Source organism: Anaerococcus rubeinfantis (assembly GCF_001487145.1).
Classification (GTDB): Bacteria; Bacillota; Clostridia; order Tissierellales; family Peptoniphilaceae; genus Anaerococcus; species Anaerococcus rubeinfantis.
Genome location: NZ_LN913015.1, coordinates 29,960 through 50,217, shown reverse-complemented (window position 1 = coordinate 50,217; position 20,258 = coordinate 29,960). Strand labels below are relative to the sequence as shown.

The following is a 20,258-nucleotide window of genomic DNA, read 5'->3' as shown; positions in this document are numbered from 1 at the left end:
TCGCTCGAAATGGGAAAATTTTTAGTTTGTCAACAGACTGGGGCTATTTAGACTGTATGGTCTAATAGCCTTATTTTTTTTATATCTTTTTCTTCAAATAATCCCAAATCATAGTGATTGGTTATTATTATTTTTTTGCCCTTTTTGTTTAAATCTTTGATTAAATTTGCTATGTATTTTGCTTTTTCTTTATCAAGTTCGTTAAAGGGTTCATCTAATAGGTATAATTTTTTATCAGTAAATAAAAGTAAAATCAAATATAAAAATTTAAATTCTCCACCTGATAGGTGGTAGAGGGTTTTATCGAAATTTTCATTAATAAAATTATTTATGTAAGAATTTTTTCTTATTTTTTCTAGAAGATTTTCATTATTTATTTGGTCAAAAAATTCTATAAAATCTCTCACCTTTATTCTTTCATAAAAAGAAAAGTGTTGGCTTAGATAGATTATGTCTTTTTTGTCTATATGGGGTTCTATTTTAACCCTATTATCAAAATAAAGGCTATCCAAAAAAAGAGTCTTTCCTGAACCATTTTTGTCACAAATATAATTTATTTTATCTGAAAAATCTATTCTATTTATTTTAAAAATCAAAGTTTCTATATTAAAAACACTAAACATCATCTACGCTCCTTTGAAAATGGACTGAAATTTTTTATTGAATATATGGATAAAACACTAGTTAGGAGAAATATTAAAATATAAGTCCCAATATAGGAAAAATTTTTATCTATTAGGGCATTTATCAATAAAAATATTTGATAAAAAGGATTTATAAGATTGATTTTTGAAGGAGAATTTAAAAGAAAAACTCCGACAAATACGCAAATATCAGTTATGGTTGATATAGAATTTACGTGGACATCTTTTAAAAGGGTTAGGTTATAAGATAAAAATCCTATATTTATCAAAAGAAAAACTAATACCATATCGTAGGAAAAAAGTTTTAAAAAACTTATTTTAAGAACAAAGCTTGCACCGATGCAAAATATTAGGCTGCAAAGACTTGCATAAATTATTTGGGATATGAGCAGAGCTTCAAAATATTTTGTTTTTTGATAATTTAGGCCGAAAATAAATTTACACATACCACTTTCTCTTTGTCTTAGGGCCCTTAATCCTACTCCATAAATATAGGAGGTTACTATTATATAGGCACAATAGATTAAAGCTTCATTGATATCAATTTTTTTGTGAGAATTAATAAGCAAAAAAACTAAGGGAAGAATTATTGACCAAAATATAGAAATTTTGTCTTTAAAAATTATTTTGAAGTTGAATTTTATTAGCGATTTTAACATAATATTTTCCTTATAATTTTATTTGAATAATTAGAAACACTTTCTCGTATTATAACATAAATATATTACAGGAAAAAAATTTGAAATAAAATTCAAAAATATAATTTTAAAATATAAATCTTTGTAATTGATAATAAATCTTGAAAAAATTTATTTTTTATGCTAGAATAAAAGCAGTATTTGGGAGGGAGTGAGTTTTGCACTCCCTTTCCTTTTCGTTATTTTTAGATAAAGTTACGGAAAAAATTTGAAAAAATATGAGTTTATAAATTAGTCAAGATATTATATAATGAAAGTAATATTTTTAAGGAGGACTTATGACAGAAACAAGAGTTAGATTTGCACCATCACCAACAGGTTACCTCCACATCGGTGGACTTAGAACAGCACTTTTTAATTACCTTTATGCAAGACATACTGGTGGAAAAATGCTTTTAAGAATTGAAGATACAGACAGAACTAGATTTGTTGAAGGAGCCTTGGAAAATTTATTGAAGACTTTAAAATGGTCAGGAATTGAAATTGACGAAGGCGTTATGCTTGATGAAAATGGTGAGTTTACTGAAAAAGGAGACTGCGGTCCTTATATCCAATCTGATAGGGTTAAGGCTGGAATTTATGATAAATATATTGAAAAATTAATCGAAGAAGGCAAGGCTTATTATTGCTTCTGCTCAAAAGAAAGACTTGATAATTTAAGAGCAAGACAAAAAGCTGATGGTCTTACACCAAAATATGATGGACTTTGTCGTTCACTTACTTTGGAAGAGGCAAAAGAAAAAATTGCCAATGGTGAAAAATATACTGTAAGATTAAAACTTCCAAAAGATACCGATATTTCTTTTGAAGATAGGATTAAGGGAAAAATTACCTTTAATACAAATGATATGGATGACCAAGTTTTGATAAAAGAAGATGGATATCCAACTTATCATTTTGCAGTTATTGTTGACGATCACGAAATGGGAATCACCCACGTTGTAAGAGGGGACGAATGGATTTCTTCTACTCCAAAACACGTATTTTTATACCAAGCTTTTGGATGGGAAGCTCCAGAATATATCCACCTTCCTACAGTTTTAAATAAAGATCACAAAAAATATTCTAAGAGAAATGGAGATGGAATGGTTGAAGATTTCATCGAAAGAGGATATTTGCCAGAAGGACTTATAAATTATTTGGCTCTTTTGGGATGGTCACCTGATAGTGAGGAAGAAATTTTTACAATGAAAGAACTTGCTGACCAATTTACTTTTGATAGGGTAAATAAAACCGGAGCAGTTTTTGATGTAAGAAAACTTGATTGGGTTAACGGTCATTATGTAAGAGAAATGAGCGTTGAAGATTTGGCAGCTGCCATAAAACCATATTGTATTGAAGCAGGATTTTTCGGCGAAGATTATCCAGAAGAAAAATTAAATCTTCTTGCAGCTACTTGGCAATCAGCAATTGATAAATTCACAGATATTAAAGACGAAGCTTATGTTTATTATGTAGATGATAAAGATATGAAATGGACCGATGAAGCAGTTGAAGCTATGAAAACTGATGATGCTAAAACTTTGTTTGATGCCTTTATTGGAAAACTTGAAGAAGTTGATGAAGTTAGTCTTGATTTTGCAAAAACCATAATGAAATCTATCCAAAAAGAAACAGGAATAAAAGGAAAGAATTTATGGTTCCCAGTTAGGGCAGGACTTACAGGAAATGTTCACGGACCAGAACTTGTAAATGCCTTTGTAATTATGGGCAAGGAAAAAATGATCGACAGATTAAATTACGTTAAGGAAAATTTTTAATATGAAAATATATAATACATTCACAAGACAAAAAGAAGAGTTCAAAACAATTGATGAAAACAAGGTAAGAATGTATGTATGTGGCCCAACAGTTTATGATTATATGCACATAGGAAATGCCCGTCCTTTGGTAATTTTTGATACAATGAGAAGATATTTAAGATATCTTGGCAACGACGTAAAATATGTTGTAAATTTTACAGATGTTGACGATAAAATTATAAATAAGGCCATTAAAGATAAGATATCAACTAAGGAAGTTACAGATAAGTATATAGAAGCTTATATGGAAGATGCAAAAGATTTAAATCTTGATGAGAAGCACACCATCCACCCAAAAGCTACAGAAACTATGGATGATATTATAGAATTTGTAAAAGAATTGGTGGATAAGGATGCAGCTTACGAATCTGATGGAGATGTTTATTTTGATATTTCAAAAGCAAAAGATTATGGCCATCTTTCAGGAAAAAATATTGAAGATTTAAGAGAAGGCGCATCAAACAGATTAGATGATAAGGACAAGGGCAAAAAAAGAAATCCTATGGATTTCACCCTTTGGAAAGCTACAAAAAAAGAAGGAGAAATCTCTTGGGATTCTCCTTGGGGCAAGGGTAGACCGGGCTGGCATATAGAATGTTCAACCATGAGCAAAAAATTATTGGGAGAGACAATCGACCTTCATGCTGGTGGAGAAGATTTACAATTTCCTCACCACGAAAATGAAATAGCCCAATCAGAAACAAGATCAGGCAAAAAATTTGCAAATTATTGGATGCACAACGGCATGATCCAAGTTGATGGAACCAAAATGAGCAAGTCTTTGGGAAATTTCTTTACCCTTCACGATATCAAAAAAGAATACGATCTTATGGTTGTGAGATTTTGGCTTTTGTCTGCAGGTTATAGACTTCCAATAAACTTCACAAGAGAAATAATAGAACAAGCCAAAAATTCCCTAGAAAGATTAAACAATGCCAAATTTAGGATGGATGATCTTTTAGAAAAAACAAGTGGAAATTTAAAAGACGAAGAAAAAGACCTAGTAAAAGAGCTTGATAATTTTGAAAATAATTTTAGAAAAGTCATGGATGATGACCTAAACACTGCAGATGCCCTTACAGTTTTATTTGAAATTTCAAAATTTGCTAATACCAAACTAGATGAAAATTCTTCAAAAGAATTTGTAGAAAAAACTAGGGATTTATTTATAAAACTTGAAGATGTGCTTGGTATAGAAAATAGGAAAAAAACAGACGATTCTATTGATGAAGATTTAATAAATAAACTAATTGAAGAAAGAAAAGAAGCAAAAAAAGCAAAAGATTTTTCTAAAGCTGATGAGATACGTGATAAACTTTCTGAAATGGGAATTTTAATCAAAGATACAAGAGAAGGAACCAAGTGGGAGCTTAAATAATGGCAAGTATATATGGAAGAAAATCTGTACTTGAAACCATTGATGCAGGCGAAAATATAAAAAAAGCTCATATTTTAGACAATAAGGGTAAAAATCACAGGCTGATTGATAAAATTATAAATAAATTAGAAGATAAAAATGTGCCAATATTTTATGAAGATAAGGATTATTTTTCAAAAATTTCTGGCAACCACCAAGGTGTTGAAATCGAAGTAGAAGATTACAAATACAAGGACCTTGATGATTTAAAAGATAAAAAAAGACTAATGATCCTTGATCAAATAGAAGATCCCCACAATCTTGGTGCAATAATTAGAAGTGCAGAGGCCTTTGGATTTGATGGAATAATTATTTCAGAAAGAAGATCTGCAAAAGTAAACTCAACAGTTTACAAAACAAGTGCAGGAGCAATCAACAACATTGATATAGCCATGGTTAAAAATATAAATAGGGCCATAAAAGAAATAAAAAAAGAAAATTTTTGGGTTTATGGACTAGCTGGAGAAGCAGAAGGTGATATTACCCAAACAGACCTTACAGGAAAAATCGCCCTAGTTGTTGGCAATGAAGGAAAGGGACTTTCAAGACTTGTAAGAGAAAATTGCGATGGACTAATAAAAATACCCATGCTTGGCAAAATAAATTCATTAAACGCATCGGTAGCAAGTGCAATTGCAATCTATGAAAGTCTAAGACAAAATGGCTTTAACTAAAAAAAATATAACCTATGTTGATGGCTATAACATAATAAATTCTTGGCCTGAATTAAATCATATAAAAGAAAATTCCCTAGAGCTTGCTCGTGAAAAATTAATAGACGAGATGGCAGAATACGCATCTCTTTCAAACGAAAAACTTGTCGTAGTTTTTGATGCCTACAATTCAGACGGTGAAAAAGAAAATATATTTGAAAAACTAGGCATAGAAATAGTCTATACCAAAAAATTTCAAACGGCAGACACCTACATTGAAAAAATGACCAACAAATATGCTCGTCGTCACAATGTAAAAGTTGTAACTGATGATGGGCAAGTTCAATCACTTGCTTTTGAAAGAGGGGCAAGCAGGATGACGGCCCTTGAGCTTAGGAATGATCTTTTAAATCAAAGGGTAAAAATAAAGAGAAGTCAAAAAAAAGATTTTTCAAATAATTTCAAGCAATTTCCCTTATCAGAAGATGTAATAAAAAAACTTGATGATATAAAAAAAGACTTGGAAAAATAAATAATGGTAAAGGTAGATAAATTCAATTTATAAAAATTCAAATCATTTTTATAAGAACTTGGCTATTTAGTTAGACCAAATTTATGGTGGTTATATGGATAAAATAAATTTTAATGACGAAGAAGTCTTTGAAAAATTTAAAGATTTCTTCGATGAAGATGATATTGATGAAAAAGAAGCCCAAAAAATTTACAAGGGGCTGACAGAAGACGAAAAAGAAGAATTCGACCAGTTTTTAGAAGACGAAGAGCTGGAAGAAGATGAAGAAGACAGGAAAAAAATAAAAAATTCCCTAGTTGCAAGGCAAAGAAGCGATATAATTAGGCTTTCAGATTTAACAAACGAGCAAATTGTAGAACAGTTTCAAGAGGGAAACCAAAATGCCCTTGGAGCTTTAGTAGACAAAAACCAAGGACTAGTAAGAAGCAGGGCTTCATATTTTTATCGTTCACATGGAAACGACCTTGAACTTGAAGATTTAGTTCAATCAGGCATGCTTGGAATGATAAGAGCTGCAGAAAAATTTGACCTTACTTTGGGATACAAATTTACAACCTACGCCTACAAGTGGATTGACAAGGCAATAAGAAAAGCAATCAACAAAGAAGGCCATACAATAAGAATACCAGCTGGAAAATATTTAAAATTAAATAAATTAAAACAAATATTAAAAGCAAATCCAGAAGCAAGCGAAGAAGAATTATACAAGATTTTAAAACAAGAAGGAATCGATAAAAAACAAGCCGACGATTTATTTTTGATAAACAGAAATCAAGTAAATTCAACAAGTCTAAATATAAATTTAGATTCAGAAGATTCAACAGGCGATGAGCTAATGGATATGGTAGGAGACGATTCAATCCCAGTAGACGATCAAATCCTAAAAAAAGATATGGAAGATTTCCTAATGAAAGCCCTAGACCAATTATCAGATAGAGAAAAACAAATAATAATCTACAGATACGGTCTAGATAACGAAAAACCAAAAACCCTAGAAGAAATAGGAACAATCTATTCCCTATCAAGAGAAAGAATAAGACAAATAGAAAACCAAGCCCTAGGAAAGCTAAAACAATACAGTGATCAAGACTAGCTTAAAAACGTGCCAGTGGCACGTTTTTAATATTTACCCGCGGAATAGAAAAATTTTAAAAAAAAATAATTAGATAAGAATAAAAAAATCAGACTAAAAACAGTCTGATTTTTTTATGAATTTTTAATTTTATTTAGAAAAATCCAATTTCATATCCCCATCTTTTATCCAGCCAATTTTTTTAACGAAATAATAAATTATCAATGAAACTATGGCTGGTAAAATTATGTGCATGATTATTATTGTTGATAATAATTTAAAAAATGGAACGGTGCTCATTGCTGTAAAGGTTGAAATTTGTCCAACTAAACCGCAAGTTCCCATGCCGGCTCCTATTGGGGAATTTTCTAGTTTGAAAATTATTGTTGAAAATGGTCCGAGTATTGCTGAGGCGAGGGTTGGTGGTATTAAAATTTTTGGATTTCTCATTATATTTGGCATTTGGAGCATGCTTGTTCCAAGTCCTTGGGCGATTAAGCCCTGAGTTTTATTTTCTTTAAATGAAATTACTGCAAAGCCAATCATTTGACAACAACATCCAATTGTTGCAGCTCCTGCGGCAAGTCCTGAAAGACTTATGGTCATGCAAAGTGCTGCTGATGAAATTGGAAGGGTTAAAACTATTCCTACAATTACTGAAACAATTATTCCCATAATAAAGGGTTTTTGTTTGGTTGCATCCATTATAATTATTCCGATTTTTGTCATGAGTGTTTGGATAAAGGGTCCTACTAAATTTGCAATCATTACTCCGACTAAAACTGTCACAACTGGGGTCAAAACTATGTCGATTTTTGTTTCTTTTGAAATTAATTTTGCAATTTCTACAGAAATTAGGGTCGCTATAAAAACTCCCATTGGTCCTCCCAATTTATTTGCGGCAAGTCCTACAATTGTAGATGAAAATAAAATCAACCTATCAGCATTAAGGGCATAGGCGATTGAAACTGCAATTGCAGGGCCTGTTGCTTCTTGAGCAAGGGGCCAAATTGTTTCTGACAAAAATTTAATGTCAAAAGATTTGCCGATTGTGTTTAAAATTGTTCCAACCAAAAGTGTGGCAAAAAGTCCAAAGGCCATTGATCCAAGTGCGTCAATAAAATAAACTTTTGCCGATAAACTTATTCCTTTTCTTTTTAAAAATTCTTTCATTTCTTTCCTCCTATATTAGAAACTATTTTAATATATAAGTTATTTTTTGTAAATATTCACAAAAAATGCTCATCTTCTTATATTTATTTGATTAATTTGTATTTTGTCAAACAACTGTAGTTGAAAACGAAAATATAATTATTGAAAAATTAAAGAGTTCATTGTAAATTTTTTTAAAAATAGAAAATTTATGTGAATATTTTTGGGTATATTTATTTAGTAAATAATATTTTTTATAATAAATTTTTAAATTATAGAAAGGATGGATTTATGGCAAATTATTTTAAAGAAGCTTATGAAATTAAAGATGAATTAATAAAAAATCGTAGGCATATTCATGAAAATCCTGAACTTGGTTTAGAACTTCCTGAGACTAAGGAATATGTTATAAGTAAATTGGAAGAAATTGGAATTTCTTATAAAGAAGTTGGTGAAAGTGGAATTCTTGCAACAATTGAGGGCGAAAAAGGTAAGGGAAAAACTATTCTTATTAGGTCTGATATGGATGCTCTTCCAATGGATGAGGAAAGTGGTCTTGAATTTTCTTCAAAAAATAAGGGACTTGCTCACACTTGTGGTCACGATCTTCATACAGCAATTGGAATTTCTACTGCAAAAATTATTTTTAATCACAAAAAAGATTTTAAGGGCAGGGTTAAATTTATGTTCCAACCTGCTGAAGAAATTTTTGAAGGCTCAAAAATGATGATTGAAAATGGAGTTCTTGAAGGAGTTGACGTGGCACTTGCTCTTCACACAAACCTCAGTCACGAGGCTGGATCAATTTCTTATTATGAGGGTTACATGGCGACAAGTTGTGATAATTTTAAAATAACAATTAAGGGTCAAGGAGGTCACGGAGGATATCCTCACACCACAAAAGATCCAATAAATGCAGGTGTAATGATTTACCAACAATTTAATCAACTAATAAGTCGCGATGCAAATCCTTCAAAACATACAACTTTGACATTTGGTCAATTCTCATCAGGTTCAAATTCAAATATTATTCCTAACACGGCTACTTTACAAGGGACAATGAGAACTTATGATCCAGAAATTAGGGAGAAATTGAAAAAAAGAATGGAGAAAATTGTTGAAGGAGTTTCAAAAGCTACAGAATGTGAAATTAATTTAGAATATTTTGCATCAGTTCCTTCTCTTTATTCCGATCCATCACTTACAAAAGAGCTTGTAGGTTATGTGGAAGAGGCTTCTGATATTAAAATGATTTCTGGAGAAAGACTAATGGCAAGTGAGGACATGGCTTTTGTTTCAAGAAAAGTCCCTACAGTTTATTTTCTACTAAATTCAAAAATTCCAGGAAATGATTACTCTCACCACAATCCAAAAGTAGATTTTTCAGAAGACGCCATGCCAATAGGAGTAGGTTTATTTGTGACAAGTGCAATTAATTGGTTGAATAATAATTGATTTTTATTTTTTAGTAATACCATTGATTTTTTTAAATTATTAGCCTTATTTAACTAATGAGATCTCTCGACAGGGCTCGAGATGGGTAATTTTGGGATTGGGTTTAGTGCTGAAGGATATTTTTATTTATTTTTAAATTTTTAATTTTCAATTTGTAAATTATAGTTCTATATTTAATTATTGAGTTTAAATATTTAAGATAGCTAATCTAAAAATTCAAACTTTAGCTTAAAATAATATTCAAATATTACCCATCTCGACCGAACGAAGTGAGTAGAGAGATCTCTTTTTTAGTTTATTTTTAATTTTGATTTCTTTATTAATCCCAATGAATTTTTTGAATTTCACGCCATATTTAATCCGTGAGATCTCTCGACTACTAAAACTCATTTGCTTCGCAAATTCTTCCGTGCTTATGAAAACTCATTTACTACGTAAATTCTTCCGTGCTCTTGCACTAGTTTTCAGGATTTACAACCGAAATCAACGGTTATAAATCTGCACTAGTTTTAGGGATAAATATGCCAAATCAAGGCATATTTATCTGCCCGAGATGGGTGATTTTGGGATTGGGTTTAGTGCTGAAGGATATTTTTATTCATTTTTAATATTTATTTTCAAATTTATAAATTCTATTTTCAAATTCAATTATTGAGTTTAAATATTTAAGAAAATCTAATCAAATAATTCAAACTTTAGCTTAAAATTATATTTACACATTACCCATCTCGACCTTGTGGAGAGATCTCTTTTGTTTTATTTATATTTTAATTTTTGATTTCTTTAGTAATTCAAATAATTTTTTTATTTCTTTAATTCTTAAATTTTATCAATAGAAAAATCCCTTTATATAAGTATAATTTTTATAAAAGGAAGTGAATTATGGAAAAAGAAAAACCATTTGTTTATATAGATACTAATTTTAGTTTGTCAGAAATTTTGATGCTTAAGTTGGCCTTTAATTCTAATGAATTTGAAATTGTTGGAATTTCTTCTGTAAGCTCTTTTATGGATGCTGATTTTGCTGCAAAAAATATTCTTTCTATGACAAATATGGAGGATTTAATTTTGCCAATTTGCTCTGGGGCTTTTTCTAATTTGAAAAATCAAGAGATTTTGATTAGGGGAGAAAATTCTGTGATTTTTGATAAGACAAAGGATTATTTGTCTGATGAAACGTGTGAGGATTTTTTGTATAATTTGGCGAGAGATTGTGGAAGACTTGATATTGTTGCGACTGGTCCTCTTACAAATATTGCAAAAGCAATTGTAAAATATGATGATTTTCTTTCTTATATTGACCATATTTTTGTTTTGGCTTCAAACTTTTCTCTTGGTGATGTTACTAAAAATTCTGAATTTAATTTTTTCACCGACCCAAAGGCTGCAAATATTGTTTTGAAGGAAGATGTTGAAACTTTTATTTTGCCAATTGATATTTCAAATTCATTGACATTGCCTGATGAAATTTTGGAAAAATCAACTTCTGATCCTGTTTTTGAGAAAATAAAAGACTTGTACAAAGCTTATCCAAAAAATGAGAGAGAAATTAAGGCAGCTATGCTTTTATATATGCTAATCAAACCTCAAGCCTTTATTTTTGAAGAAAAAGCTATCAAGGTCAATGAAGATTTTGATAGGGGAAGTATTGTTGAAACAAATTCTAAAAACAAAAAATATTTGGCAAATAGGGTCAACGACCAAACATTTTTTGACTTTTTAATCGACAGGCTTGGTCTATGAAACTAAAAAAACCGGGACAAAGAATTTTTAAAACGGCCTTGGCTGTGTTTTTGTCTTTTACTTTTTCCCATTTTAGGTCTCCCAATGCCCTTCCCTTTTATTCAGCAATTGCTGCGATAATTTGTACAAAAAATGATGTGAATGATTCAATTAATATTGGTCTAAATAGGATTTTGGGAACTTTTATTGGTGGCTTTGTTGGATTTTTATACCTTTTATTTGTAAAGAAAAATTTGACCAATGAAATAGAAAATTATTTTTTATTATCGGTAATTATGGCTTTTTTGATTTGGATAGTTTCTTCAATGGAAAAACCAAACGCCATTTCAATAATGTGCATAGTTCTAGCCTCGGTTTCTATAAATCATGCTGGAGAAAATTTTGGGGCAATAGATTTTGCAGTAAACAGGGTTTTGGATACCTTGGTTGGAGTTGTAATTGCAATTTTGGTAAATTCCCTTGATTTTGAAATTTTAAAATTTATTAAATATGAAAAGGAAAAAGATGAGAAATAATTCCCATCTTTTTTTAATTTGATTTTCTATGGTAAAATAATAGTGAATAGATATTTATGATAAAGGAGTATCCATGCTAAAAGTAGAAAATTTAAGTAAAAGTTTTGGCGATCTTCTTGCTTTAAATCGTTCTAATTTTGAAGTAAAAGACGGCGAACTTTTTGGAGTTATAGGCCAAAATGGTGCGGGCAAATCCACACTTTTTAGGTGTATAATGAACTTTTATTCAAAATATGACGGAAATATTACTTATAATGGCAAAAAATTTTCAAAAGTTCCTTTGGAAAAAATCGGTTTTTTGCCAGAAGAAAGATCTCTTGATCCTAAAAGAAAAGTAGAAGATCAAATAAGATATTTTGCAAAATTAAATAAAATGAAAAATATTTCTGATGAAAAATTAAAGGAATGGTTTGATTATTTTGAAATTGATGGAAAATTGTCATCAAAAATCAAAGAACTTTCCAAAGGAAACCAACAAAAAGTCCAACTTCTTTGTGCTTTAATCTATAAACCAGAATTTGTAATTTTGGATGAGCCTTTTTCAGGTCTTGATCCATACAACATCAGACTTCTTGAAAAAATAATCAAAGATGTAAACAAGGAGGGAACGACAATTATGTTCTCATCTCATAATATGGAAAATGTTGAAAGTCTTTGCCAAAAATTAATCATGCTTAAAAAAGGAAATATAGTTTTAAATGGTTCTCCTCAAGAAATTAGAAATTCTTACGAGAGAAAAAAACTTGTGGTTGAATCAAAAGAAGATTTATTTTTCTTAAATGATGAAAATATAGAAATGATTAGTCAAGATGAAGATAAATGGACATTTATTTTAAAAGACGAGGAATATGCCAAGGTAATTTTCAAAAAAATTGTAGATAATGTTGGCTTTGTTCCATATTTTGACCAATCACCTCCAACATTAAACGAGATTTTTGCAAGAAAGGTGGAAGAAAATGAATAGATTTATGACAGTATCTACCGATACCCTAAAAAAACACCTTAAATCTGCTTCTTTTTGGATTATGGTTTTGATGCCTTTTATTATGGCAGTAGTTATTGGAATAATTTCCTATATTTCCTACTCAACCAAAACTCCCGACACAATTGCAGTTGTAACAGAGGAAAAATATAAGAAAAATTTCCAAAATAATCCTATGGTAGATTTTGAATTTAAGAGTAAAAAAGATGCCAAAAAAGCTCTTGATGATAAGGATATTTCAGCTTATCTTGAAGTTAAAAACAAAGACGGACTTTTAAATTTTGATTATTATGGGGATACAACAGCAAAAACTCCAATGCTTGTAATAAATTCTTTGGCAGAGTCCATGCAAAGAAAAGAAAATTTAAAAAATTCAAATATTGACGCCAAGCAAAATGCAATTATTAGCCAAAAACCTGCGGTAAATCTTCACGAGATAAAAGATAATTTAAAAAATCCTGGAAATATGGTGGCTTTGTTTGCAACTATTTTTATAATGTATTTTGTATTAATTTTTTATTCACAAATAATTATGCAAGATATAGCTATAGAAAAGGGCTCAAAAATGCTAGAATTTATTTTCTCATCAGTAAGGGCAGGAACCTATATGGCAGGAAAAATTTTTGGGACAATTCTTGCTATGCTCGTTCATTTTGGAATTTATGTGATATTAGGACTTGTGGGATTTGCTGTAATTAAATTTACAGGTTTGTACGATAAGATAAGTTCAATGCTAGATATAAATATTTCTGATTTATTCAAGGGAATAAACACAAACTTGGTTATTGAAATAGTTTTATTTATGATTTTGGGATTGATTTTGTATATAATCCTTTCAGCCATGCTTGGATCTTTGGTACAAAAACAAGAAGACGCAGGAAAAATGGCAACACCAATTATGCTAATAATTATGTTTTGCTATTTTATTTCCATATCATTTGTAGGAAGCGAACCAAATTTATTTATAAAAATTCTCTCTTACATCCCATTCTTGTCAACATTTTTTATGCCAATGAGATTAATCTACGAAAATGCAAGTTTATTCCAAGGAATGATTTCACTATTGATTTTATTAGGAGGAATTATCCTAATGTATATAATCGCAGCAAGAGTTTACAAGAAAAATATCCTAAATTATTCGACAGACAAGTTGTTTGGAAGAGGAAAAAAATTGAAAATTAAAAAGAAAAATAAATAAAAAAGTGGATGTTGCAAATTCCAAATTACTATCGCTCTATTATCATAGATTTTTTAGAAATTTCGTTTTAAACTTATCGGTTTATTTATGCGAAACTTCGTGAGAATTTTCTATTATAATGTTTGAACGATTTAATAATTTTGCAACATCCTTTTTTATTTTTTAATTTTTAAATTTTTGCTTTTATAACCATCAAATCACTATCTTCGATTGCCTCTAAGGCGTGCATTTCATTAGGTTCCATAGTTATTATGTCACCAGGTAATATAATCTTACTTCCATTTTCTCCAGTAAAATTAACCTTGCCCTTATAAATTACAACTACTACGTTTTTATCTGACTTATGACTTGGGACTTCTTCACCTTTTTTTATTTGTAGGTGGGTGATTTGTAGTTTGTCTTCGTCTAATAAGTGTTCAAATTTACCATCTAAAATATTTGCACTTAATTTTTTCATAAAGCCTCCTTATTATAATAAGCATTATTTATTTCATTAAAAAATTTCTCAAATTATTTCTTGAATAATTTTTTTTAACTCTGGTAGAGTTTTATCTTTAAAAAACTTATTTTTTGCCATCCACCTATTATTTAAAGGACTTGGGTGGACTAGGGGAAAATATTCTGGAAGATAATCTTTAAAATTTCTTACTGTCTCTGTTAGGTTTTTCTTAAAATTATCCTTTAGGTAAAATTTTTGAGCATAGGCTCCTATTAATATAGTTAATTTTATATCTTCTAGCTTTTCAAGAAGGAGAGGATGATATTCTTTAGCTATAAATTTTCTAGGAGCCTTGTCACCACTTTTTGCCCTGCCTGGATAATAAAAATCCATGGGAATTATTGAAAAGTTTTTGCCGTGTAAGGTATCCATACTTATTCCCAGCCAATCAACAAGATTTTCTCCGCTCTTATCATTAAATAAAATCCCGCTTTCCTCAACTTTTTTTCCAGGAGCCTGACCAATTATCAAAATCTTAGAATCTTTATTTAACTGAAAAATCGGATCAATTCCTCTTTCCGTATAGGATTTATTTCGAGGATCATCCTTTAATTTTTTAACTACATCTTCTATTTTCATAAAAATCCTTACTATTTTTCCAAGATATACTTATCCATTTTGTATAATATTTTTTATTTTTTGTAAATTCTATAATTAATTCCACCAACAAGATCAACTCCATAAGGGGAATTTTCAAAATATCCTTTCAAAAATTCGTACCTATATTCATGGTATGGAGAAATTTCTTCTTTTAATTCAAAACCATTTTTATTAATTTCGAAAGCTTCATGGTGGTCGTGGCTGTGGCCTCCTTCACAAGTATTTGAAAGAGAATCTTCTGGATTTATAAAATCTTTGAAATATTTTTCGTGAGTATTTACATTTGTAATTAAAAATAAATCATCATTTTCATCAATTGTTGCAGAAAGTCCGTTATCACATGGCATTCCATCAAGGAGCATCATGTTTAAATCTTGAAAAATTTCATTATAATCAGAGAAATTTTTCCCTTCTCCTTGTTTTTTTCCAAAATCAAATAATTTTTCTTTTGTTTTTTGGCTATTTTTTATTGCAAAGGCAAGTCTATTTTCTACAACATCAATTTTTGAATCAAGCCAGCCGTGAATATTTTCTTGGTCAATCAAATTTTCCAAATTATCTGTTGAAACTGGGGCGATTTTTTCATCAATTTCTTTTGTATTTCCATCCAAAAGAAAATTTGTAATTTTATCTTGAAACTTTATTTTTTCATACATCAAAAAATGTATTGGTCCTAAAAATTCACTCATTTATAACTCCTTTAATCTTTTTAACTTATTATATTAAAAAAATAAATTTATTTCTGTAACTCATGTTACATTTTTATACTTTACAAGAAAATTTTAAAAATTAAAGAATCGAAGTTTTGAATATTTATGAGAATTTGAATAGGAAAATGATATATTTACACAATTTACAATATATTATATAATTATTTAGTAATGAAATTTATTAGGAGGACTTATGAATAAATTAACTACAAAAAAAATTACATATACGGGACTTTTTATTGCCCTAGTATTTATTTTCTCAGCATTTTTCCAAATTCCATTAAAAACTCCAATGGGAGATACAAGATTTCATTTGGGAAATGTATTTTGCTTGTTAGCAGGAATTATTTTGGGACCGGGACTTGGTGGACTTGCTGCAGGAATAGGATCTGCAATTTTTGATCTAACAAATCCACTTTATTTTGCATCAGCTCCATTTACTTTTATAAATAAATTTATGATGGGCTTTGTTGCAGGTTTAGTTTTTCACAAAATAAAAATGAAAAACGAAAAAGCAAAAGCACTTCTTGCAGGATTTTTAGGACAAGTAACCTACATTGTTCTTTATTTGCTTTACACATTTATAAAAAATAAAGTAGCTATGGGCTTATCATTTGAAGCAAATATGGTAGAAGTTGTACAAAAACTTGGAGTTTCTTCAATAAACGGAATAATTTCAGTAATAGTTGCTGCAATATTTTCAATTGCAGTTGCAAAAAGAGTAAAAATGGACTAGAAATAGTCCTTTTTTAAATGCTGATTTTTTTTGTTTTTTAATCTTATGTTTTATTTTCAAATAAATTTAATACTCCGTAATGTTAGGGGGAGGAAATGGGGAGTTTCGATTCTCCCCCTTTTTCCTCCCCCTAACGACCCCCACTTTTTTGCCCCCCCCTGCAAACGACCATTGCATGGAGCTGGATTTGTAAGAAGCTAACGCTTCTTTCAGATTTTTAAATTTAATTACTATTTAAAAATAATTATAAATTCAAGTGAATTATTAGAGAAAAAAATGTTTGAACGTAAGTGAGTTATTTTTTCTCTTTTAATGAACTTAGAATTTATTTATTTTGGGCATTTTTTTTATTAAATTTAGCTAATCAATTAAAAACTGAAAGAAACTTTAGTTTCTTTCTGATTTTGCTCCCTGCAAGGGCCGGTTAAGGGGTTATAAAGATGGGGGTTCTTAGGGGATATAATTAGCTTGAAATTGTGCCAGTTGTACAATTTCAATAATTATACCGCGGAGTTTATTCGTAGTTTTATTTTAAAATTAAATTTTAATTTAAGATTTTGTTAAATTTTAAAAAATAAATTAGCGTGGAAAAAGGGGACAATCGGAAGTCCCCTGTTCCTTCCTCCCTAAGTCTACGAAGAATTAATTTAATTAAATAATTTACTTTGTAATTTAAAATTAAAACAAAATTAAAATCAACACCTTCCCCTTGTTTGGGTATAATTATTAAAGAAAAGATAAGAAGAAAAATGAAAGGATTTTGTATGGTTTATAAAAGATTTGATGATAAATTAGTTATTAGATTAAAAAAAGGCGACAAGCTTGTGGAATCTGTTAGGAAAATTCTTGAAAAAGAAAATGTTAAGGCTGGTTTTTTAACTGGAATTGGAGCTACTGATAATCTTGAGGTGGGTCTTTTTGATCCGGAAAGTAAGGAATATAAAATAAAAAAATATGAAGAGGATTTAGAAATTGCAAATCTTTGTGGAAATATTTCAAATAAAGATGGAAAGCTTTATACTCATTTTCACATAACTTGTGGAAGGGCAAAATCAAATCCTAATGAAAATAGCCTTGCTGGTGAGGCGATTGCAGGGCACTTGAATGAGGCTGTTATTTCTTTGACTGCAGAAATTTTTGTAACTATAATTGATGGTGAAATTAACAGGATTTTTGACCAAGATTTGGGTCTAAATTTGATTGAGTTTTAATATGAATTATTTTATTTTTGATATGGACGGGACCATTTTTGATACGGAAAAAATTTACTATCAAACTTGGCTTGAAATAGCCGAAAAAAACAATTTTACTTTTACTTTAGAAGATAAAATTCTTTTATCTGGTAGAAAAAAGGATGAATCCATTTCATTTATGGAGGAACATTTTTCTATGGATAGAGAAAAGGCAGAAAAAATTCGAGAAGAATTGAATGATTTAAGGGAGAAAAGATTTGAAGAACTTGATTATTCTTTAAAAAAACCAGATCTTTTACAAATTTTGGATTATTTGAAAGAAAATGAAGAAAAAATCGCCCTTGCTTCGTCTTCTTATAAGAAAAAAGTAGATTTTTTGGTCGATAGAGAAGGTGTGAGAGATTATTTTGACCAAATAATTACAGCAGATAATATAAAAAATGGCAAGCCTGATCCTGAAATTTTTAATTTAGCAATGGAGGCTTTGGGCGCAGATAAGGAAAAAACTTATATTTTGGAAGATTCACTTTCTGGAATTAGGGCTGCAAAAAAATCCGGGGCAAAGGCGGTTTTGATTGTAGATTTGGATGATAGCGACGCCACAAAAAAAGAAGCAGACTTGGTATTTTCATCTTTGGGCGACTTTTTATCATTTCTAAAAAACAAAAATCAAATAGATACGAGAAATAAGGATTTTTCTTTATCTTGCCCAGCTTGCCAAAATAAATTTACAAAATCCTTGCCAACTGCAGTTTTTTCTCAAAACGATAAAGATTTTATAGAAAATATTGGCCTAATCGAATGTCCTTCTTGTAAGAATTTATTTAAATTAAATTATAGGCATGTTTACACCGATAGCGACAAAAAATTAATGTTTGTAAATGATCCAAAATTTATTAAAAAAAGAAACCAACTTGCCTTTAAATCTTCGCTTAAAATTTTGGATAGGTTAAATAAAAACAAGGCGGAAGATTTTTTGATTAGAATGTGCAAGAAAGACTCCGATTTAAAAGAAAAAATTTCTATTTTTGAAGATGGGAAAATTGATAATATAATTGAAATTATGAAATTTGTCCTAATCCAAAGTCCGGATTTTAAATTTAAAAAAGAAGACATTTTGCAAATGACCTATAAAAACAATGAATTTATAATAAGAACAAAGGACGGGATTTTTAAAATGCCTTTTATTGATGATTTATATGAAAGTTTGTACGATAAATATATTTCCTTTATAGATGTAAAAAGTGCGGAGATGGTTGATGAAAATTGGGCAAGGGAAATTGTAAAAGAGATATGAGAATATATTTAGAAAATGAAAATTTAAGAAAAATTGTATATGATATTTTAAATATTTTTTATTCAAAAGAAGATTTTACTTTTGTAAAAGAAAATTTTGATATATCAATAAAAAACGGACTTATTGAATATGAAAATAAGTCCTACTTTTTTGATTCTAATTTGAAGTTAAAACAAATTTTATTTGAAATTTTAAAAGATAAAAATGGAAAGTCTACTGATTGGGGAATATTAACAGGTTCAAAACCCTTAAAACTTTTAAAAAATCACAGTTTTTCTGATTTAAAAAATATTTATAAGGTGAGTGATAACAAAATTGACTTATTAAAAAGTATTAAAGAAAATCAGGATAAATTGGAATTTGACTCCAAAGCTTTTAATCTTTATATAAATATTCCTTTTTGCCCACAAAGGTGTAGATATTGCTCTTATCCAACTATTGTGTCAAAGGCAGTAGAGAAAAATCTTTATGTAGATTTTTTATTAAAGGAAATTTCTCAAATAAATTTGCCGAAAAAATTGAATACAATTTATCTTGGGGGAGGAACTCCATCAAATTTGTCCTTGAAAGATTTGGATAGGATTTTATCTTTGATTAATGAGAAATTTATTTTTGATGAATTCACCCTTGAAGCAGGAAGGGAAGATACTCTTGATTATAAAAAGCTTGATTTATTTAAAGAAAAAAATGTAGGAAGAATTTCCCTAAATCCTCAAACTTTTAGTGAAAATGTATTGGAAAATATAAATAGATCAATTGATTTTGAAAATTTTGTAAAAATTTATACCTATGCCAAAAAACTTGGCTTTATCGTAAATATGGATTTTATTGTGGGACTTTTTGGAGAAAATAGGGAAAGTTTTTCTAAAAATTTTGAAATTTTAAAAGATTTAAGGCCAGACAACATTACTTTTCATGCTCTCGCTCAAAAAGTTGGGTCAAAATATTTTGAAGAAAATATTAATGGAGATGAAATTGAAGCGGAAAAAATTTCCAAAGATATTGAAAAATTTACCAAAGAAAATTCCTACAAGCCTTACTATCTTTACAGGCAAAAAAATATAATAGGAAATTTGGAAAATATTGGCTATGAAAAAGGAAATACTCCCCAAAGATACAATATTTTAATAAATGAAGAGCTAGAAAATATTATAGGCCTTGGAATGAATGCAAATTCTAAACTTACAAATGGAAAAAAATATAGGAATGAGAGAAATCTTAGAGATTATTATAAAAATATTGAAAAAGAAATTTCTGATAAAAATAAGTTAATAGAAAATTTTATTAATAAGCCTTTATAATAGGGCTTATTTTTTATATTTTAAAATAAATAATTTTATATGATAGAATAAAGATAGAT

General features: G+C 29.2%; 20 protein-coding genes. 14 read left to right on the top strand and 6 right to left on the bottom strand.

The annotated features are described in order from the left end of the window. Positions 1-47 precede the first annotated feature (47 nt). Both BN3265_RS00270 and BN3265_RS00265 read right to left on the bottom strand, forming a co-directional pair. Entirely contained in the window at positions 48-626 is a 579-nt protein-coding gene (locus BN3265_RS00270) for an ATP-binding cassette domain-containing protein (RefSeq protein ID WP_058989599.1), read from the bottom strand. Continuing rightward, positions 623-1,303 carry a hypothetical protein gene (locus BN3265_RS00265; protein ID WP_058989598.1) on the bottom strand — a complete coding sequence of 227 codons (681 nt, stop codon included), beginning with the start codon at positions 1,301-1,303 and terminating at the stop codon, positions 623-625. Before BN3265_RS00265 ends, BN3265_RS00270 begins: the two co-directional genes overlap by 4 nt. Before the next feature lie 317 nt (positions 1,304-1,620). Here BN3265_RS00265 and gltX point away from each other — a divergent pair, with 317 nt between their 5' ends. The 5 genes from gltX to BN3265_RS00240 all read left to right on the top strand — a co-directional run bounded on the left by gltX (position 1,621) and on the right by BN3265_RS00240 (position 6,839). Continuing rightward, positions 1,621-3,102, top strand: coding sequence for a glutamate--tRNA ligase (gene gltX / locus BN3265_RS00260; protein WP_058989597.1), 1,482 nt, complete (start codon positions 1,621-1,623; stop codon positions 3,100-3,102). Between the two features lies 1 nt (position 3,103). Continuing rightward, positions 3,104-4,522, top strand: coding sequence for a cysteine--tRNA ligase (gene cysS / locus BN3265_RS00255; protein ID WP_058989596.1), 1,419 nt, complete (start codon positions 3,104-3,106; stop codon positions 4,520-4,522). Continuing rightward, positions 4,522-5,235, top strand: a complete 714-nt coding sequence (gene rlmB, locus BN3265_RS00250; protein ID WP_058989595.1) for a 23S rRNA (guanosine(2251)-2'-O)-methyltransferase RlmB — start codon at positions 4,522-4,524, stop codon at positions 5,233-5,235. The genes cysS and rlmB overlap by 1 nt, the downstream gene beginning before the upstream one ends. Continuing rightward, positions 5,222-5,746, top strand: coding sequence for an NYN domain-containing protein (locus BN3265_RS00245; protein WP_058989594.1), 525 nt, complete (start codon positions 5,222-5,224; stop codon positions 5,744-5,746). The genes rlmB and BN3265_RS00245 overlap by 14 nt, the downstream gene beginning before the upstream one ends. A 94-nt stretch (positions 5,747-5,840) precedes the next feature. Next, entirely contained in the window at positions 5,841-6,839 is a 999-nt protein-coding gene (locus BN3265_RS00240) for a sigma-70 family RNA polymerase sigma factor (protein WP_058989593.1), read from the top strand. Between the two features lie 129 nt (positions 6,840-6,968). On the opposite strand, the gene BN3265_RS00235 is transcribed toward BN3265_RS00240, so the two are convergent. Beyond that, entirely contained in the window at positions 6,969-7,991 is a 1,023-nt protein-coding gene (locus tag BN3265_RS00235; protein WP_058989592.1) for a PTS sugar transporter subunit IIC, read from the bottom strand. A gap of 270 nt (positions 7,992-8,261) precedes the next feature. Between BN3265_RS00235 and BN3265_RS00230 the strand changes: the two genes are divergently transcribed. From BN3265_RS00230 to BN3265_RS00210, 5 genes are all read left to right on the top strand, one after another. Then, complete coding sequence (locus BN3265_RS00230) at positions 8,262-9,425, top strand: M20 metallopeptidase family protein (RefSeq protein WP_058989591.1); 1,164 nt, start codon at positions 8,262-8,264, stop codon at positions 9,423-9,425. 882 nt (positions 9,426-10,307) lie between these two features. Continuing rightward, positions 10,308-11,168, top strand: coding sequence for a nucleoside hydrolase (locus BN3265_RS00225; protein WP_058989590.1), 861 nt, complete (start codon positions 10,308-10,310; stop codon positions 11,166-11,168). After that, entirely contained in the window at positions 11,165-11,683 is a 519-nt protein-coding gene (locus BN3265_RS00220) for an FUSC family protein (RefSeq protein WP_058989589.1), read from the top strand. The genes BN3265_RS00225 and BN3265_RS00220 overlap by 4 nt, the downstream gene beginning before the upstream one ends. Before the next feature lie 73 nt (positions 11,684-11,756). Beyond that, a complete protein-coding gene (locus BN3265_RS00215; RefSeq protein WP_058989588.1) occupies positions 11,757-12,647 on the top strand; it encodes an ABC transporter ATP-binding protein in 891 nt (296 codons plus the stop codon). Continuing rightward, positions 12,640-13,863 carry an ABC transporter permease gene (locus BN3265_RS00210; RefSeq protein ID WP_058989587.1) on the top strand — a complete coding sequence of 408 codons (1,224 nt, stop codon included), beginning with the start codon at positions 12,640-12,642 and terminating at the stop codon, positions 13,861-13,863. Before BN3265_RS00215 ends, BN3265_RS00210 begins: the two co-directional genes overlap by 8 nt. A 169-nt stretch (positions 13,864-14,032) precedes the next feature. On the opposite strand, the gene BN3265_RS00205 is transcribed toward BN3265_RS00210, so the two are convergent. Genes BN3265_RS00205 through BN3265_RS00195 form a run of 3 tightly spaced genes read right to left on the bottom strand, consistent with a single transcriptional unit; the run spans position 14,033 to position 15,651 of the window. Next, complete coding sequence (locus BN3265_RS00205; protein WP_058989586.1) at positions 14,033-14,320, bottom strand: AraC family ligand binding domain-containing protein; 288 nt, start codon at positions 14,318-14,320, stop codon at positions 14,033-14,035. A 48-nt stretch (positions 14,321-14,368) separates the two neighbouring features. Further along, the gene (locus BN3265_RS00200) at positions 14,369-14,941 is read right to left on the bottom strand and encodes a uracil-DNA glycosylase family protein (RefSeq protein WP_058989585.1); all 573 of its coding nucleotides are present in this window, start codon (positions 14,939-14,941) and stop codon (positions 14,369-14,371) included. Positions 14,942-14,994: 53 nt separating this feature from the next. Then, entirely contained in the window at positions 14,995-15,651 is a 657-nt protein-coding gene (locus BN3265_RS00195; protein ID WP_058989584.1) for a hypothetical protein, read from the bottom strand. 214 nt (positions 15,652-15,865) lie between these two features. Between BN3265_RS00195 and BN3265_RS00190 the strand changes: the two genes are divergently transcribed. From BN3265_RS00190 to BN3265_RS00175, 4 genes are all read left to right on the top strand, one after another. Next, positions 15,866-16,408: an ECF transporter S component gene (locus BN3265_RS00190; RefSeq protein ID WP_058989583.1), complete on the top strand. Its 543-nt coding sequence runs from the start codon at positions 15,866-15,868 to the stop codon at positions 16,406-16,408. Positions 16,409-17,172: 764 nt separating this feature from the next. Beyond that, positions 17,173-17,619 (top strand): PPC domain-containing DNA-binding protein, encoded by a 447-nt coding sequence (locus tag BN3265_RS00185; protein ID WP_058989701.1) that lies wholly within the window; start codon positions 17,173-17,175, stop codon positions 17,617-17,619. Position 17,620: 1 nt separating this feature from the next. Further along, positions 17,621-18,898, top strand: a complete 1,278-nt coding sequence (locus tag BN3265_RS00180) for an HAD-IA family hydrolase (RefSeq protein WP_058989582.1) — start codon at positions 17,621-17,623, stop codon at positions 18,896-18,898. Beyond that, entirely contained in the window at positions 18,895-20,199 is a 1,305-nt protein-coding gene (locus BN3265_RS00175; protein ID WP_058989581.1) for a radical SAM protein, read from the top strand. The genes BN3265_RS00180 and BN3265_RS00175 overlap by 4 nt, the downstream gene beginning before the upstream one ends. The last annotated feature ends 59 nt before the right edge of the window (positions 20,200-20,258 follow it).